This window comes from Microbacterium sp. KR10-403, from assembly GCF_040196215.1.
Classification (GTDB): Bacteria; Actinomycetota; Actinomycetes; order Actinomycetales; family Microbacteriaceae; genus Microbacterium.
Genome location: NZ_JBEGDC010000006.1, coordinates 147,837 through 164,131 on the forward strand (window position 1 = coordinate 147,837; position 16,295 = coordinate 164,131).

General features: G+C 70.8%; 15 protein-coding genes and 2 riboswitches. Of the genes, 9 read left to right on the forward strand and 6 right to left on the reverse strand.

Annotated features, from left to right (window positions below):
- The first annotated feature begins 15 nt into the window (after window positions 1–15).
- From ABMQ42_RS14955 to ABMQ42_RS14970, 4 genes are read left to right on the forward strand one after another with little or no spacing between them, the layout of a single operon-like run.
- Window positions 16–369: a PadR family transcriptional regulator gene (locus ABMQ42_RS14955; protein WP_349723790.1), complete on the forward strand. Its 354-nt coding sequence runs from the start codon at window positions 16–18 to the stop codon at window positions 367–369.
- Window positions 369–1,724 (forward strand): permease prefix domain 1-containing protein, encoded by a 1,356-nt coding sequence (locus ABMQ42_RS14960; protein WP_349723791.1) that lies wholly within the window; start codon window positions 369–371, stop codon window positions 1,722–1,724. Before ABMQ42_RS14955 ends, ABMQ42_RS14960 begins: the two co-directional genes overlap by 1 nt.
- Before the next feature lie 37 nt (window positions 1,725–1,761).
- Window positions 1,762–2,241 carry a methyltransferase family protein gene (locus ABMQ42_RS14965; RefSeq protein WP_349723792.1) on the forward strand — a complete coding sequence of 160 codons (480 nt, stop codon included), beginning with the start codon at window positions 1,762–1,764 and terminating at the stop codon, window positions 2,239–2,241.
- A gap of 22 nt (window positions 2,242–2,263) precedes the next feature.
- A complete protein-coding gene (locus tag ABMQ42_RS14970) occupies window positions 2,264–2,386 on the forward strand; it encodes a hypothetical protein (protein ID WP_275276888.1) in 123 nt (40 codons plus the stop codon).
- 2 nt (window positions 2,387–2,388) lie between these two features.
- Here the strand turns inward: ABMQ42_RS14970 and ABMQ42_RS14975 are convergent, their stop codons facing one another.
- Entirely contained in the window at window positions 2,389–3,807 is a 1,419-nt protein-coding gene (locus tag ABMQ42_RS14975) for an MDR family MFS transporter (protein ID WP_349723960.1), read from the reverse strand.
- Window positions 3,808–3,966: 159 nt separating this feature from the next.
- Here ABMQ42_RS14975 and ABMQ42_RS14980 point away from each other — a divergent pair, with 159 nt between their 5' ends.
- Together ABMQ42_RS14980 and ABMQ42_RS14985 are read left to right on the forward strand one after the other, a co-directional pair.
- The gene (locus ABMQ42_RS14980; RefSeq protein ID WP_349723793.1) at window positions 3,967–4,599 is read left to right on the forward strand and encodes a DUF1345 domain-containing protein; all 633 of its coding nucleotides are present in this window, start codon (window positions 3,967–3,969) and stop codon (window positions 4,597–4,599) included.
- A gap of 36 nt (window positions 4,600–4,635) precedes the next feature.
- Window positions 4,636–6,732, forward strand: coding sequence for an ABC transporter ATP-binding protein (locus tag ABMQ42_RS14985; RefSeq protein ID WP_349723961.1), 2,097 nt, complete (start codon window positions 4,636–4,638; stop codon window positions 6,730–6,732).
- A 16-nt stretch (window positions 6,733–6,748) separates the two neighbouring features.
- On the opposite strand, the gene ABMQ42_RS14990 is transcribed toward ABMQ42_RS14985, so the two are convergent.
- Genes ABMQ42_RS14990 through ABMQ42_RS15010 form a run of 5 tightly spaced genes read right to left on the reverse strand, consistent with a single transcriptional unit; the run spans window position 6,749 to window position 12,411 of the window.
- Window positions 6,749–7,882, reverse strand: a complete 1,134-nt coding sequence (locus tag ABMQ42_RS14990) for a cysteine desulfurase family protein (RefSeq protein ID WP_349723794.1) — start codon at window positions 7,880–7,882, stop codon at window positions 6,749–6,751.
- The gene (gene nadC, locus ABMQ42_RS14995; protein ID WP_349723795.1) at window positions 7,882–8,736 is read right to left on the reverse strand and encodes a carboxylating nicotinate-nucleotide diphosphorylase; all 855 of its coding nucleotides are present in this window, start codon (window positions 8,734–8,736) and stop codon (window positions 7,882–7,884) included. Before nadC ends, ABMQ42_RS14990 begins: the two co-directional genes overlap by 1 nt.
- Window positions 8,736–10,325 carry an L-aspartate oxidase gene (gene nadB / locus ABMQ42_RS15000; protein WP_349723796.1) on the reverse strand — a complete coding sequence of 530 codons (1,590 nt, stop codon included), beginning with the start codon at window positions 10,323–10,325 and terminating at the stop codon, window positions 8,736–8,738. Before nadB ends, nadC begins: the two co-directional genes overlap by 1 nt.
- The gene (gene nadA / locus ABMQ42_RS15005; protein ID WP_349723797.1) at window positions 10,322–11,665 is read right to left on the reverse strand and encodes a quinolinate synthase NadA; all 1,344 of its coding nucleotides are present in this window, start codon (window positions 11,663–11,665) and stop codon (window positions 10,322–10,324) included. Before nadA ends, nadB begins: the two co-directional genes overlap by 4 nt.
- Window positions 11,662–12,411 carry an NUDIX hydrolase gene (locus ABMQ42_RS15010; RefSeq protein WP_349723798.1) on the reverse strand — a complete coding sequence of 250 codons (750 nt, stop codon included), beginning with the start codon at window positions 12,409–12,411 and terminating at the stop codon, window positions 11,662–11,664. The genes nadA and ABMQ42_RS15010 overlap by 4 nt, the downstream gene beginning before the upstream one ends.
- Before the next feature lie 154 nt (window positions 12,412–12,565).
- Here ABMQ42_RS15010 and ABMQ42_RS15015 point away from each other — a divergent pair, with 154 nt between their 5' ends.
- The 3 genes from ABMQ42_RS15015 (at window position 12,566) to gcvH (ending at window position 16,288) form a co-directional block, all read left to right on the forward strand.
- Window positions 12,566–14,503 (forward strand): glycosyltransferase, encoded by a 1,938-nt coding sequence (locus ABMQ42_RS15015; RefSeq protein WP_349723799.1) that lies wholly within the window; start codon window positions 12,566–12,568, stop codon window positions 14,501–14,503.
- Between the two features lie 64 nt (window positions 14,504–14,567).
- Window positions 14,568–14,656: riboswitch (glycine riboswitch) on the forward strand.
- Between the two features lies 1 nt (window position 14,657).
- Window positions 14,658–14,760, forward strand: a riboswitch (glycine riboswitch).
- Between the two features lie 41 nt (window positions 14,761–14,801).
- Window positions 14,802–15,914: a glycine cleavage system aminomethyltransferase GcvT gene (gene gcvT / locus ABMQ42_RS15020; RefSeq protein WP_349723800.1), complete on the forward strand. Its 1,113-nt coding sequence runs from the start codon at window positions 14,802–14,804 to the stop codon at window positions 15,912–15,914.
- Window positions 15,911–16,288, forward strand: a complete 378-nt coding sequence (gene gcvH / locus ABMQ42_RS15025) for a glycine cleavage system protein GcvH (protein WP_349723801.1) — start codon at window positions 15,911–15,913, stop codon at window positions 16,286–16,288. The genes gcvT and gcvH overlap by 4 nt, the downstream gene beginning before the upstream one ends.
- Window positions 16,289–16,295: the final 7 nt, after the last annotated feature.

A 16,295-nucleotide genomic window follows, 5' to 3' on the forward strand; every position in this document is an offset into this window, starting at 1 on the left:
ACTGTGAGGTATGCAATGCGAATAGGCAAGGACCTCGTCGCGGCCTCCGCGACACCGCTCGTGCTCGGCATCCTGGCCGACGGCGAGTCGTACGGCTACGCGATCCTTCAGCGCATCGGCGAGCTCTCGGGCGGACAGCTCGATTTCAGCGACGGCATGCTGTATCCGCTGTTGCACCGGCTCGAACGGCTCGGGCAGATCGAGGCGAGCTGGAGCCAGTCACCCACCGGACGTCCGCGCAAGGTGTACCGCCTGACCGCGGACGGCGAGTCCGCCATGGCCGAGCAGCGCCGCCAGTGGAGCGTCGTCAGCGACGCGCTGCGCACCGTGTGGCACAGCGGACCCTCGCTCGCGGTGGGGACCGCCTGATGGCCGCCGACGTCGAGGCGCGCATCGACGAGTGGCGCGGCTACCTGTCGCGCCGCGCCGTGCTGCGACCGGATGACGTGCAGGAACTCGAGGACCACCTGCGCGACCAGATCGAAGGGTTGGAGGCGAAGGGACTCAGCGACGACGAGTCGTTCCTCATCGCAGTGAGCCGGGTCGGCAAGATCGACGAGCTGTCGCGGGAGTACGCCCGCGAGCACTCCGACCGGCTGTGGAAGCAGCTGATCGGGCCCGACGAGCAGGCCGCGACCGCGCACCGGCGCGAGCGACGAGGCTTCGTGCTCGCACTCGTGATGGCCGTGGGTGCGGGGCTGGCCGTCAAACTGCCGTGGCTGCTGGGGATCTGGGGTCACGACTCCGGGGAGTTCATCCTGCGCAACGCGCCCGCACTGGTGCTCGTCTTCCTCGCCGGCTACCTGCTGCTGCGGCGCAGGGCTTCGGTGCGCACCTGTGTCGCCGTCGCCGTGCCGTTCGCCGTGGCATTCGCGGTGATGAACGTGTTCCCGTTCGCACTGAACGGCACCACGCTGTTGCTCGCGGCCATCCACGTGGTCGTGGGGCTGTGGCTGGCCACCGGCGTCGCGTACGTGAACGGCGCGTGGCGTTCGCACACCGCACGCATGGACTTCCTCCGGTTCACGGGGGAGTGGTTCGTCTACCTCGCGCTGATCGCGCTGGGCGGCGGTCTTCTCGCCGGTCTCACCCTGGGCGTCTTCTCGGCGGTCGGCACGAGCGTGGACGTCTTCGTGAGCGAGTGGATGATCCCCTGCGGCGCGGCGGGTGCGGTGGTGATCGCGGCATGGCTGGTCGAGATCAAGCAGAGCGTGATCGAGAACATCGCCCCCGTGCTCACCCGGGTGTTCACCCCGTTGTTCACAGCGCTGCTGCTCGCTCTGATCGTGGCCGCCGCCATCCACGGCAGCTTCATCGAGGAGGGGCGCGAGCTTCTCATCATCTTCGACGTCGTGCTGCTCGTGGTCGCGGCTCTCCTGCTGTACTCGATCTCGGCCCGCGACCCGCAGCAGCGCGTGACATGGTTCGACCGGCTGCAGCTGGTGATGATCCTCGCGGCGCTCGTGGTCGATGTGCTCGTGCTCGTCGCCATCGCCGGACGCATCGGCGAGTACGGCGCGAGTGCGAACAGGCTCGCGACGCTCGGCGTGAACCTCGTGCTGCTGGCGAATCTGGCGGGCGCCGGCTGGTGGCACCTGCGCTTCATCACCGGTCGCGCGACCTTCGCGGTCGTCGAGCGATGGCAGACGGCGTACCTGCCGGTGTATGCCGTGTGGGCGGCCGTGGTCGTGCTCGTGATCCCGCCCGTGTTCGGCTTCGTGTGACGGGGATGGATGCCGCGGCCGGGCGTACGTTGGAGCCATGAGCGTCGACGAACAGACCCGCGATCAGATCACCGTGCCGCCCCCGGTCGTCCTGGCCGGGGCGGCCGGCGTGCAGGCGCTGATCATGCGGAAGCGGAAGGCGACCGCCGGCTCGCGCGTGGCGGCGGCGGTGATCGCCGCCGCCAGCGCCGGGCTCGCCGCCTGGGCGATCGTGACGTTGCGCGGGCACGGCACGACCCTCACGCCCGAGCACCCCGAGCGCACCACGCACCTGGTCACGGACGGTCCGTTCGCCTACACGCGCAACCCGGTCTATCTCGCGCTGACGGGCCTGCTGGTCGCCCACGCCGTGCGCAAGCGCTCGTTCGCGGCGCTACTGCCGGCGGTCGGGTTCGCGGCCGTGGTCGACCGCACGCAGGTGCCCCGCGAGGAGCGGGCGCTGCGCGCGAGGTTCGGCAGGCGCTTCACGAAATACCGTCGCTCGGTGCCGCGATGGCTCGGCGAGCCCGAGGGCTGACGGCGCGGATTACGATGGTGTCATGGCCACCGAGAACCTGCCCACCCCGACCCTGCAGCCCGTGCCGACCGACGCGAAGCTGCTCACGGTGATCGACGAGGGCGCCTCCTGCTGCGGCGCCGACGGCTGCTGCTCGATCGACTGACATCAATGGCCGACGTGCGCGTCGGCCCCGCTTTCGTCGGGCTTGCGGATGAAGAAGCTGAGCACCACGGCCGCCAGCGAGATGCATGCCGCGATGAGGAATGCCAACCGCGCACCCGACGCCCCGGCGCTTGCCGTGTCGAGTCCGGCCGACTGTCCGGAATGCAACAGCGACGCATAGGTGACCGTGAGCACGGCCACGCCGGCGGCCCCCGCCACCTGCTGCAGAGTGTTCAGCACGGCCGAGCCGTGTGAGTACAGATGGCGGTCGAGCGAGCCGAGTGACGCAGAGAACAGCGGCGTGAATGATGCCGCCAGCCCCACCGACATCACTGTCTGCACGACGATGAGGACCCACCACGGCGTGTTCTCGCTGACCGTGGCATAGAAGAACAACGCCCCCGCCACCATGATCGTGCCCGGCACCAGCAGCGTCTTGGGTCCGCGCGCGTCATAGATGCGGCCGATCAGCGGTGCCATGACGCCCATCAGAATGGACCCGGGCAGAAGCGTCAGCCCGGACTCGAACGCGTCGAGGCCGACAACATTCTGCAGGTACTGCGGCAGTAGCGTCAAGGTCCCGAACATCGAAAGCGCGAGCACCGACATCGCGATCACCGAGACGGTGAAGTTCGCTGAGCGGAACACCCTCAGATCGAGCAGTGCGTCGTCGACCCGCGCCAGCACGAGTTGGCGCCATACGAACAGGCCGAGAGCCGCGATGCTGACCACGAGCGCGATCACACCGGTGGTCGCCGCTCCGCTTCCTTCGCCACCGAACTGGCTCAGGCCGAACACGATGCCGCCGAAGCCGAGCGCCGCGAGGGGGATCGACAACACATCGAGCGGAAGCCGGCGGGTCTCGTTGAGGTTCGTCATCCACTTCATGCCGACGGCCAGCGCCACGAGCGCGATCGGCAACACGATGCCGAACAGCCACCGCCAACTGAGGTGGTCGAGCACCGCACCGGCTGCCACCGGGCCGATCGCGGGCGCGAGCGAGATGACCATGCCGACACGGCCCATCATGCGGCCACGCGACGCCGCAGGCACGACATCCATGATCGTCGTCATCAGCAGCGGCAGCATGACGCCGGTACCAGCCGCCTGGATCACCCGCCCGGCCAGCAGCACCGCAAAGCCCGGCGCGAGAAGGCATACGAGCGTGCCCAGCGAAAACGCGATCATCGCAGCCAGGAAGATCCGACGTGTCGTGAACCGCTGGAGCAGGAAGCCTGTGGTGGGAATCACCACCGCCATCGTCAGCATGAACGCACTCGTCATCCACTGACCGAGTTCGGGAGGCAGGCCCAGGTCGGCGTTCAGGTGCGGGATGGCGATGCCCATGGTCGTCTCGTTGAGGATGGCGACGAAGGCGGCCGCCAGCAGCAGCCAGACCACCCGCGATTGCTCGTGGGTCATGCCGGACGATGAGACGGTGGTGTTCGTGTCGGTGACGGCCACGGGGCTCCTGTCAATCAACGAGGGGAAGGTCGAACGCTGCACGACGTGGGAAGCGAACCCTCAGGATAACGGCGGGGTGCGACACGGCATTCCCGATCTGCGTGCCAGCATGACGACATGACAGCACCGGCATGGCATGCGCGGGTCGCTCTGCGCGGCGTGGTCGCCCTCGTCGTCGGTGCGGTCGTCTGCGTCGCGCTCACGGCCTGGCTCGGCGTCGCCGCGGCGCTGCTGGCGGGATGGGGCGTGGCGGCTCTGGTGGCGGCGGGGTGGTCGCTGCTGGTGATCTGGCCGATGGATGCCGCGGCCACCCGCACCCACGCGACGGCCGAGGACCCCGGCCGCCGCACGAGCCGGGTCATCGTGCTGCTGGGCAGCGTGGCCAGCATCGCCGCCGTGGTCGTCGTGCTCATCCAGCACCGCACGGCCCAGGGCGGCATGGCGTTCGCCCTGGCGGGGATCGCCCTGGTCAGCGTCGCCGCGTCGTGGCTCGCGATCCAGGCGGCCTACGTGCTGCGGCTCGCCGACGAGTTCTACTCCGCCCCGGTCGGTGGCATCGAGTTCGCCGAGGACCCCTCGTACACCGACTTCGTCTACGTGTCGTTCGGCGTGGGGCTGACGTACCAGATCGCCGAAACGAACCTCACCACGAACCGCATGCGGCGCATCGTGATCGGCCAGTCGCTGCTCGGGTACCTGTTCGGCGCGGTCATCCTGGGAACGGTGATCAATCTGCTCGCGGGCCTGTGAGCGGCATCCGCCCCTCGTTAGGCTGACCGCGTGAGCATGGGCGGCCGGGGCGGCGGCGGAATCCGCGGAGGCGACATCGAGGCGCAGCGCAGGCGCAACGCCGAGGCGCCGCACATCGCCCATCTGGGGCGGCGGATCGTGGCGATGTTCCGTCCGTATCTGGGCCGCATCATCGTGACCGGCCTGCTCGTGATCGTGGGCGCCGCGATCGCCGTCGTGCCGCCGCTCATCGTGCAGCGCGTCTTCGACGACGCGCTGTTCCCCACCGCCGGCGGCGGGCCCGATCTCGGGTTGCTGGTACGGCTCGTGGTCTTCATGGTCGCGCTCTTCCTGCTCTCCGCCGCGCTCGGGATCGCGCAGACCTGGCTCACCTCGACCGTGGGCAACAGCGTGACCGGCGACCTGCGCGTGCGGCTGTTCGAGCACCTGCAGGCGATGGAGCTGGGCTTCTTCACCCGCACCAAGACCGGGGTCATCCAGTCGCGCCTGCAGAACGACGTGGGCGCGGTGTCGGGCGTGCTCACCAACACGGTCACGAGCGTCATCGGCAACATCGTCACCGTGATCGCCTCGCTGGTCGCCATGATCCTGATCGACTGGCGCCTGACGATCATCGCCGTGATCCTGATGCCGATCCTCGCGCTCGTGCAGCGCCGGGTCGGTCAGGTGCGTGCCCGCATCGCCGCACAGACCCAGGAGTCGCTGTCGGAGCTGACCGCGATCACGCAGGAGACCCTGAGCGTCTCGGGCATCCTGCTCTCCAAGTCCTTCAACAGGCAGCGCACCGAATCGGCTCGCTATCGCGACGAGAACCGCAATCAGATCCGCCTGCAGGTGCGACGGGCCATGAGCGGGCAGGGGTTCTTCGCGGTCGTCCAGGTGCTGATCTCGAGTGTTCCCGCGGTGATCTACCTGGTGTCAGGCTGGCTCATCGCGGGCGGCACCGGAGCGATCACCGCGGGCACGATCGTCGCGTTCACCACGGTCCAGGCGCGGCTGCTGCAGCCGCTGATGGGCCTCATGCGCGTCGCACTCGACCTGCAGACCTCGGGGGCCGTCTTCGCCCGCATCTTCGAGTACCTCGACCTGCAGCCGGCGATCGCCGATGCGCCCGACGCCGTCCCCGTGCCGGCGGGCGCGGCCGGCAGCGTGCGCTTCGAGAACGTCGTGTTCCGCTACCCCGACGCCGCGCCCGAGACCCGCCCGACCCTCGACGGCGTCTCGTTCACCGCCGAGCCCGGGCAGCATGTGGCCTTCGTCGGGCCGTCGGGGGCCGGCAAGACGACGATCCTGTACCTGACGCCGCGGCTGTATGAAGCGTCGGGAGGCCACGTCCTGTTCGCGGGCGCGGACGTCCGCAGCCTGACGACGGAGTCGATCATCGAGAACGTCGGCATCGTGTCGCAGGAGACCTACCTGTTCCACGCGACGATCCGCGAGAACCTGCGCTATGCGAAGCCCGACGCGAGCGACGACGAGATCTCCGATGCCTGCCGGGCCGCCAACATCCACCACATCATCGAGGGATTCGAGAACGGCTACGACACCATCGTCGGCGAGCGGGGCTACCGGCTCTCCGGCGGCGAGAAGCAGCGCATCGCGATCGCGCGCGTGCTGCTGAAGGATCCGCCGGTGCTGCTGCTCGACGAGGCGACCTCCGCGCTCGACACCGTGTCCGAGCGCATCGTGCAGGAAGCTCTGGAGGCCGCCGCCCGGGGACGCACGACCCTGTCGATCGCGCATCGGCTCTCGACGGTGATCGGCGCCGACGTGATCCACGTCGTCGACGCGGGGCGCATCGTCGAGTCGGGCACGCACAGCGAGCTGCTCGCGCAGGACGGCCTGTACGCGGAGCTTGCCGCGCAGCAGCTGGCGGCCAGCCGGGTGCTCGAGACGGAGGATCAGGATGCCGCGGCCGAGCCCGTCGGTCACCCGCAGCGCCGGGCCGACCGGGCTCCCGACGACGAGCCCGAAGCCGCTCCCGACGACGAGGGCCCGCGTCACGGCCGCGGGCGAGGGCGTCACGAGCGCGGCACGGAGACGATCCCCATCGCGGTGGCCGCCGAGCTCGTCGCGGACGCCGACGCGTCGCGGTGGCCGCCCGCGCTGGGCGACACGCAGCCGCGGCCCTGAGCGCAACGCGTCCGCGTCAGCCGGTCACCGCGGCGACCGCGGCCGCGACGGCGTCGGCCACCGGGTCCAGGCTCTGCCGCCATCCGTGCGGGAGTGTGAACCGCACCGACGTCTGCGCGGTCTCTCGGTCGACGCCCATGGCGGTGAGCACATGCGAGGGCTCGTCGGCGCCCGCCGCGCACGCCGAGCCGGACGACGAGACGACGCCACGCCGCTCGAGCTCCAGGAGCACCGCCTCGCCGCTCGTGCCGGCGAACGTGAACGACGCCGTGCACGGCAGGCGGTGCACCGGGTCGCCGGTCAGCTGCGCCTGCGGGACGGCGCTCAGCACGCGCGCGATGAACGCGTCGCGCAGTGCGGCGACGGTTGCGGCATCCTCTTCCCGCTCCGCGTCGGCCAGCTCGAGGGCCACCGCGAGCGCGACGGCGCCGGCGACGTTCTCGGTGCCGCTGCGGCGGCCGCGCTCCTGTCCGCCGCCGTGCACGAGCGGCTCGAGGGGGATGCGCCCGCGCACCGCGAGCGCGCCGATGCCCTTGGGTGCGCCGATCTTGTGGCCGGCGATCGAGAGGGCGTCGGCGCCGGTGCCCGACAGCGGCAGCCAACCGGCCGCCTGCACGGCATCGAGATGGAGGGGGACGCCACGGGCCCGGCACTCCGCGGCAATGGCGGCGACGTCCTGCACGGTGCCGACCTCGTTGTTCGCGTAGCCGATGGACACCAGCGCGGTGTCGTCGCGCAGCGCTGCCGCGACCGCGGCGGGGTCGACCCGTCCCGCCGCGTCGACCGGCACGAGCGTCGCATCGAACCCGTGCACGCGCTGCAGGTACTCGACCGACTGCAGTACGGCCTCATGCTCGATCGGCAGCGTGACGACGTGCCGCGCATCGCGGTTCAGGCGGGCGGCGATGGCGATGCCCTTCACCGCGAGGTTGTCGGCCTCGGTGCCGCCCGAGGTGAACACGACGTCGCCCGCGCGCATGCCCAGCACCCGCGCGACGCGAGCGCGGGCGTCGTCGAGCGCGCGGGCGGCCTCCTCGCCGACGGTGTGATGGCTCGACGGGTTGCCGAACGACCGCGTGAGATACGGGGTCATCGCCTCGAGCACCTCGCGGCGCACGGGGGTGGTGGCGGCGTTGTCGAGATAGAGCATCAGAGCGCGACGTGCAGATCGAGCCCGAGGTCGACGGCGCGGGCGCCGTGGGTGAGCGCGCCGACCGAGACGACGTCGACGCCCGTCTCGGCGATGGCGCGCACCGTGTCGAGGTTCACTCCGCCGGAGGCCTCCACGATGGCGCGGCCGGCGACCAGCGCGACGCCCTCGCGCAGCTGGTCGGGGGTGAAGTTGTCGAGCATGATCGTGCCGATGCCGGCGGCGAGCACCGGTTCGATCTGGTCGATGCGGTCGACCTCGACCTCGATGTGCGTGGTGTGCGGCAGCCGCGACTTCGCCTGGCGCAGCGCGTCGGTGACGCTCAGGCCCTGGGCGGTGAGCACGCCGAGGTGATTGTCCTTGGCCATCACCGCGTCCGACAGCGAGTACCGGTGGTTGTGTCCGCCGCCGCACACGACGGCGTGCTTCTCGAACGCGCGCAGGCCCGGTGTCGTCTTGCGCGTGTCGACGACGCGGGCCTTCGTATGCGCGACCTCGGCGACGTATCGGGCGGTGAGGGTGGCGATGCCGCTCATCCGCTGCACGAAGTTGAGCCCGACCCGCTCGGCGGTGAGCACCGACCGCGCGGGGCCGGTGACGGTGGCGAGGATGTCGCCCGGCGCGAACGCCGCTCCGTCTTCACGCGCGAGCTCCACGCGGATGCGCGGATCGGTCAGCCGGAACGCGGCGGCGAAGACGGCCCCGCCGGCGAGCACGCCCTCCTCACGGGCGACGAGGGAGGCGGTCGCCGTGGCGGCCTCGGGGATCAGCGCCTCGCTCGTGGCGTCGCCCCACGGGGCGTCCTCCTCGAGGGCGGCGGCGACGGTGCGGTCGATCTGGGCGGCGGTGAGCATCAGGCGGTCTCCTGGAGGATGTGTTCGGAACTCCTCAGATCCGTGGCGTCGTGCCCCGGATCGCGGCGTGTCGGGGCGGTACGGGCGGAGTTTTGATGAGTTCCGAACGTGGGATCGTCGGAACGGAAGTGCGCCCCCAGCGAGGAGAGACGGGTGGATGCCGCGGCCACGACCGCGACCGCCAGCTGCAGGAGGTTCTCATCCTCGTGTTCGCCGGGTGTGTGCGGCGTACGGGGCTGCGCGCGCCACGCGGCCAGGGTGCCCGCCGCGTGGGCCAGGCCCGCGGCATCCCGCACCAATCCGGCGTCGGACCACATCAGCTCCTGCAGGGCGGTGCGGGTGAAGGGGGCGGCACCGGCGAGCGGATCGGAAGCCGCGGCCGCTGCGGGCGGGAACGCCGCCGGCCAGGCGGTGGATGCCGCGTCCGCCGCGATCGCATCGCCGGTGCGCGCGCCGAACACGGCGCCCTCGAGCAGCGAGTTCGAGGCGAGCCGGTTCGCGCCGTGCACGCCCGTGCGGGCGCATTCGCCGACGGCGTACAGTCCCGCGATGTTCGTGCGGCCGAACAGATCGGTGCGCACGCCGCCCATCAGATAGTGCGCGGCCGGGGTCACCGGGATCGGCTCTCGCGCCCAGTCCAGTCCGCGCTCGCGGACGGCCGCGTCGATGGTGGGAAAGCGGCGGGCGAGGAAGGCGGCGTCGCCGACGGAGGTCGCATCGAGGAGCACCGGCCGACCGCCCTGCCGCGCCATGGCACGCGCCACCGCGCGGGCGACGACGTCGCGCGGCGCGAGCTCGCCGTCGGGGTGGGCGTCGAAGGCGAAACGGTGGCCGCGCTCGTCGAGCAGCACCGCGCCCTCGCCCCGTACGGCCTCCGACACCAGGAACGGCCGGCCTGCGGCGAGCACCGTCGGGTGGAACTGCACGAACTCGAGGTCGGTCACGGCTGCTCCGGCGCGGAGGGCCGCGGCGATGCCGTCGCCGGTGGCCACGGATGGGTTCGTGGTGTGGGCGAAGAGCTGCCCCGCGCCACCGGTGGCCAGGACCACCGCGTCGGCCGGCAGCAGCGCCGGGCTGCCGGCGATGAACAGCTCGACGCCGGTGACGCGCTCGTGCTCGATGATGAGGTCGACGAGGAACGCGTGCTCGAGGACGCGCACCTCGCTGGATCGCAGCCGCCCGACCAGTGCGCGCTCGATCTCGCGACCGGTGGCGTCACCGCCGGCATGCAGGATGCGGGGGAACGAGTGCGCCGCCTCGAGGCCCTGCACATACGAGCCGTCGGCATTGCGGTCGAACGCGACGCCGGCGGCGACCAGCTCGTCGATGCGCGCGGGTGCATCGCCCACGAGAGTGCGGACCGCCCCCAGATCGTTCGCGGCGGCGCCGGCCGTGACGGTGTCGTGCACGTGGTCGGCGAAGCGGTCGGCGGGATCGGTGACCGCCGCGATGCCGCCCTGCGCGTGCGCGGTGGCCGACGCGCCGAGGGACGCCTTCGTGACCAGCGTCACCTCGCATCCGGTCGATGCTGCGTGCAGTGCCGCCGTGATGCCGGCGATGCCGCCGCCGATGACGACGACCGCTGTCACGACGCGTTCTCCCAGGCGGACGCCGGCGCGGCCGGGGGCTTGGCCGCGAGCATGCGCTCGAGGGCGACGCGCGCGTGGACCGCGACGTCCTCGGGGACGGTGATGCGGTTGCGCACCTCGCCCTCGAGCAGACCCTCGAGCACCCAGGCGATGTATCCGGGGTGGATGCGGTACATCGTCGAACACGGGCACACGACCGGATCGAGGCAGAAGATCGTGTGCTGCGGGTGCTCCGCCGCGAGCCGCTGCACGAGGTTGATCTCGGTGCCGATCGCGAAGACCGTCGGCTCGGTCGCCGCCTCGATCGCCTTGCGGATGTAATCCGTCGATCCCGACTCGTCCGCGGCATCCACCACCGGTGCCGGGCACTCCGGGTGCACGATCACGCGGACGCCGGGGTAGTCCTCGCGCGCCTGGGCGATCTGGTCGACCGTGAACCGGCGGTGCACCGAGCAGAAGCCGTGCCACAGGATCACCCGGGCATCGCTCAGCTGCTCGCCGGTCGAGCCGCCCAGCGGCCGGCGCGGGTTCCACATCGGCATCTGCTCGGCGGTCACGCCCATGGCCTTCGCGGTGTTGCGGCCGAGGTGCTGGTCGGGGAAGAACAGCACGCGGCGCCCGCGCTCGAACGCCCACTCGAGCACGGTGCGCGCGTTCGACGAGGTGCACACGATGCCGTTGTGCCGCCCGACGAAGCCCTTGATCGCGGCGGACGAGTTCATATAGGTCACCGGGATGACCGGCAGCAGGCCGTCGGCGTCGGGGGTGTCGAGGTCGCCGTAGACCTCCGTGAGCTGCTCCCAGCACTCCTCGACCTCGTCGATCGAGGCCATGTCGGCCATCGAGCAGCCGGCCGCGAGGTTCGGCAGGATGACGGCCTGGTCTCCTCCGGAGAGCATGTCGGCGGTCTCGGCCATGAAGTGCACGCCGCAGAAGACGATCGCCTCGGCCTCGGGGTGCGCGGTCGCCGCCTTCGCGAGCTGGAACGAGTCGCCCAGGTAATCGGCGTGCACGACGACCTCTTCGCGCTGGTAAAAGTGCCCCATGATCAGCACGCGGTCGCCGAGCTTCTCCTTGGCCGCGCGCACGCGCTCGGCCAGCTCTTCGGGGCTCGCGTCGCGGTACTCCTGCGGCAGACCGCCCTGCACGGGTGCGCCGGTCGGGATCACGTCGCCCATGGAGGCGCCCGGTCCGTACCCGGGCACCGGGTCGAAGTCCCAGGGGGCTGCGACGAGGTCCATGGTGCAGGCGTCCTGGTCGACCGTGCCCGCGGCGATCTGCGCGAGCACGTGGTCGACCGAGGCGTCGGGTACGGTCAGCGGCAGGGGGGTGGTGGTCATCGCTCCTCGTTCCGGTCGGTCGGATCCAGCGGATCCGGGTCTGTCGATGTGGTGGAGACGGGGCCGCGGGCGGCGAGCTCGATGGCTCCGTCGTAGCGGTAGAGGCGGGCCGGCCGGTGGCTGCCGGTGCGGAAGCGCTCGGTCGGGATCAGCGCGCCGGAGGCCTCGGTCTGGCGGCGGAAGTTCGCCGGATCGAGCTTGCGTCCGAGGATCGATTCGTAGACCTCACGCAGCTCGGCGAGCGTGAACTCGCCGGGCAGCAGGCCGTGCGCGATGCGCGTGTAGCCCACCTTGTTGCGCAGTCGCCACAGCGCGTAGTCGACGATCGCATTGTGGTCGAAGGCGAGGGGCGGCAGGTCTTCGGCCTCGAACCACTGCACGTTCTCGGGTGCGGTGCCGTCGGCCTCGTGGGCCGCGCGCTGCTCGTCGACCTGGTCCTGTCGCAGCAGTGCCCAGTAGACGATGGAGACGACGCGGGTGGGGGAGCGGTCGACGTCGCCGAACGCGTACAGCTGTTCCAGATAGCTGGGGGCGAGCGCGGTCGTCTCGGCGAGGGTGCGGGATGCCGCGGCATCCAGGCTCTCCTCATCGTCCAGCCAGCCGCCCGGCAGCGCCCAGAAGCCTTCGAAGGGATCGCGCGTGCGGCGCACGAGCGGCAGCGCGAGCGCCGCGCCGTCGGCGCCGGGTCGCAGCGTGAAGATCACCGTCGAGACGGCGACGCGAATGTCGGGGGACGTTCTGGTCATGGTGACTTTAACCTCGATGACGATCTTATAGTCATCGTGACCAGAACACGAAATCGATGACGTCGGATGCCGCGCAGCGGGACTCGCGACCGTCCGGGGAGCGGCATCCTTCCGTCATAGCATCCGGATAGGAGCGCGCAGTAGGGTGAAGGCGATGGTGAACAGGACGACGGTCAAGGTCTCGGTGGTCGTGCCCACATATCGGTCCACCGAGCATCTCGACGACCTGGTCGCGAGCCTCGACGGCCAGACGCTGCCGCAGGGCGAGTTCGAGGTCCTGCTGGTCGATGACGGCTCGCCCGACGACACGCACGCACGGCTGGAGGGCTTCGCGGCCGCGCGCCCGAACTACCGTGTCTTCCGCCTGCCCCCGTCGGGCTGGCCCTCGCGGCCGCGCAATCACGGCATCGACGAGGCGCGCGGCGAGTACGTCGTGTTCATCGATCACGACGACCGGCTCTTCCCCGATGCGCTGCGTGCCGCCTACGCGCTGGCATCGCGTGCGGGCGCCGACGTGCTCGACGGCAAGGAGTCGAAGAGCAACACGCCCTGCTGGGCGATGCGCGATGTGGCCACCGACGTCGAGAACGCGATTGGTCAGATCGACCCACATCCGCTGCTGCCGATGAACCCGCACAAGATGTTCCGTACCGCGTTCCTGCGGGAGAAGGGCATCCGGTTCCCGGAGGGCGGGCGGCAGATCTGGGAGGACATCTCGTTCGACATCGCCGCGCACGCGCGTGCCGAGGTGGTCTCGCTCATGGTCGAGACGCCGTTCTACTTCTGGAACAGGCCGGCGCATGCGACCACGAGCGGGACGTTCCACGACGATCTTGAGGAGTATCTGGACGCCATCACTCGCGTCTTCCGCTGGATCGACGACGAACTGCAGCAGGAGCGCTTCGCCGAGCTGCTGCCGCGGTTCCGCGCCTACCAGCTGCACATGCGGCTGCTTCCGCTGTTCCGGTGGGGCTCGCGCACGCCCGAGGAGAGAGAGAGGATCTGCGCCTTCGCGGCCGAGCTGCTCCCGACGATCCCCGAGAACGCCGACCTGTACCTCGACGGCTGGCGGCGCATCACGACGGCGCTGCTGCGCGCGGGGCGGTTCGATCTCATCGACGCGCATGAGCGCACGTTCCCCGTCGTGCAGTGCACGCCGACCACCGCGGGTGTGCGATGGTCGGGCGACGGCGTGGGGTTCGACCTCGACCTGCGGTGGCGGTTCGCGGCAGGGGATGCCGCACCGGTGCGCTACCGCGACGGCCGCGCCGTGCTCGCCCTGACCGAGGAGGTCGCGGCGTTCGCGGCCGAGCACGGGCTGAGCGCCGACGTGACCGACGAGGTCACCGGGCTCACCTACAGCGTCGATCGGCGCTGGCGCACCGAGAAGATCGACTGGCTCGTCTTCGCGGGCAGCGGCGCAGAGCTCGTGGACGCCGACGGCGCCGCGGAGCTGCGGGCGACCGTGCCGGTGCAGTGGAGCCTGGTCGACGATGGACCCGGGCGGCTCGGCGACGGTCCGTGGGACTTCTACGTGCGCACGATCGCCATGCGCACGCGGAACGTGCGACAGGTGCGCACGGACGACACGGCACGCCACTGGGCCGTCACGAGTGGCGTGGTCGCATCGGCCTATCGTGCGCACAACGGCTGCCTGAGCATCGATGTGGGCCAGACGCTGGCGAGCGTCGTCGACGACGAGCACATGACCGCGATCGCCTCGCCGCAGGCGGACGGCGTGCGCATCGACATCGCGCTGCCGCATGTGGCGGCCTTCGGCGAGCTCGCTCTGCCGGGGACATTCGTCGACGCGTCCGGTCAGGGGCTCGGCCCGTGCCGCCTGATCGCCGGTGACGGCCGGGCGCGTGTCGAAGGCACGGTGCCGATCGGAGCGCCGACGTTCGCGGCGCAGTGGGGCGGGGTGCGTTCGCACGTGCGGTTCCGGCTGTTCGGCCGGGCGCGGGTGCACGTCATCCGCGACGCCGAGAGCGGGTCGCCGCTGCACCCGCGGCGTCTGGCGAAGCGGGCGTGGAAGACCCTGCCGGACTCGTTCCGCGAACGGGTGTGGAAACTGCGGCATCACCGCCGGTGAGCGGCGTGTTATCGCAGGCTGCGGCCGGTATGCTGGAGCCGCAACTGAACACCACACAGGCCGCATGACGAACGCGGGAGAGCCCGGTCACCCGGGCACCGAAGGAGCAAGCCTCCCCGCCAATCTCTCAGGTCCGCATACCGCGCGAGTCCGGCCGCTCTGAAAAGCGATTTTCGAGTTCTGCTCGAGCATCCGCCGACGGTGAAAGTCACGGCATCCCGCCGCGGCGAAACTCTCAGGCCCATGACAGAGGGGGAGTCCGATCGACGCCGACGGCGTCGCCGACTCGAAAGCACCCATGTCCACTGCACTTCGTCAGACCCCGCTGCATGCGCGGCACGAGGCACTCGGCGCCTCGTTCACCGACTTCGGCGGCTGGTCGATGCCCGTCCGCTACACCTCCGACCTCGCCGAGCATCGCGCCGTGCGCGAGGCCGCGGGCATCTTCGACATCTCGCACATGGCGGAGTTCTTCGTCACCGGTTCCGGCGCCGCGGCGTTCCTCGACCACGTACTGGCGGGGCGCCTGTCGGCGCTGCCCCTCGGCAAGGCGAAGTACTCGCTCGTGCTCGCCGACGACGGCGGCATCATCGACGACGTCATCGTGTACCGTCTCGCAGACGAGCGGTTCCTGGTGATCGCGAACGCCGGGAATCGGGATGCCGTGGCCGCCGCGTTCGCGCAGCGGGCGGCGAAGATCACCGACGTGACGGTCGACGACCGCACCGACGAACTGGCCCTCATCGCCGTGCAGGGCCCGCGTGCCGAGCAGATCGTGCTGTCGACCGCCGGCCTGGAAGCCGACGACCTGCCCGGTCTCGGCTACTACGCGTGGCGCGACGGCAGCTTCGACGGCACGCCGGTGTTCGTCGGCCGCACCGGCTACACCGGCGAGGACGGCTTCGAGCTGCTCATCGACAACGCGCAGGCCGACGCCCTGTGGGACGCGCTTCTCTCGGCGGGTGAACCGCTCGGGCTCGTGCCCGCGGGCCTCGCCGCCCGTGACACGCTGCGGCTCGAGGCGGGCATGCCGCTGTACGGCCACGAGCTCTCGCGCGACATCGCGCCGGCTCAGGCCGGGCTGGGGCGGGTCGCCGTCATGGCGAAGGACGACTTCGTCGGCAAGGAGGGGCTGCTCGCCCGCGATCTGACCGACGCACCCGTGCTCGTCGGCCTCACTGCCGAGGGCCGTCGTGCCGGCCGCGCGGGCTACGCCGTGCGCGGCCCCGACGGAACGCCCGTGGGCGAGATCACGAGCGGGGCGCTGTCGCCCACGCTCGGGCACCCGATCGCCATGGCCTTCGTGAAGCCTGAGCTCGCGGCATCCGGAACCGTACTGACCATCGACGTGCGCGGCACCGCCGTGCCCGCCACCGTGACCGACCTGCCTTTCTACCGGAGGACGAAATGACCGACCTGAACAGCCTCAGCTACACCGAAGAGCACGAGTGGATCGAACGGTCCGGCGACGTCGCCACCGTCGGCATCACCGACTACGCCGCCGACAAGCTCGGCGACGTCGTGTTCGTGGACCTGCCCGCGGTGGGCGACACCGTGACCGCCGGCGACGTGTGCGGTGAGATCGAGTCGACGAAGTCGGTCGGCGAGCTCTACGCGCCGGTCACCGGGGAGGTCGTCGAGGTCAACACCGCGCTCGACGACGACCCGTCGGTCATCAACTCCGACGCGTTCGGCGACGGGTGGCTGCTGAAGATCCGCGGCACCGAGTCGGTCGCGCTTCTGGACCGCGCCGGCTACGAGGCGTTCACCGGCGGCGCCGCGTGACCGGCGC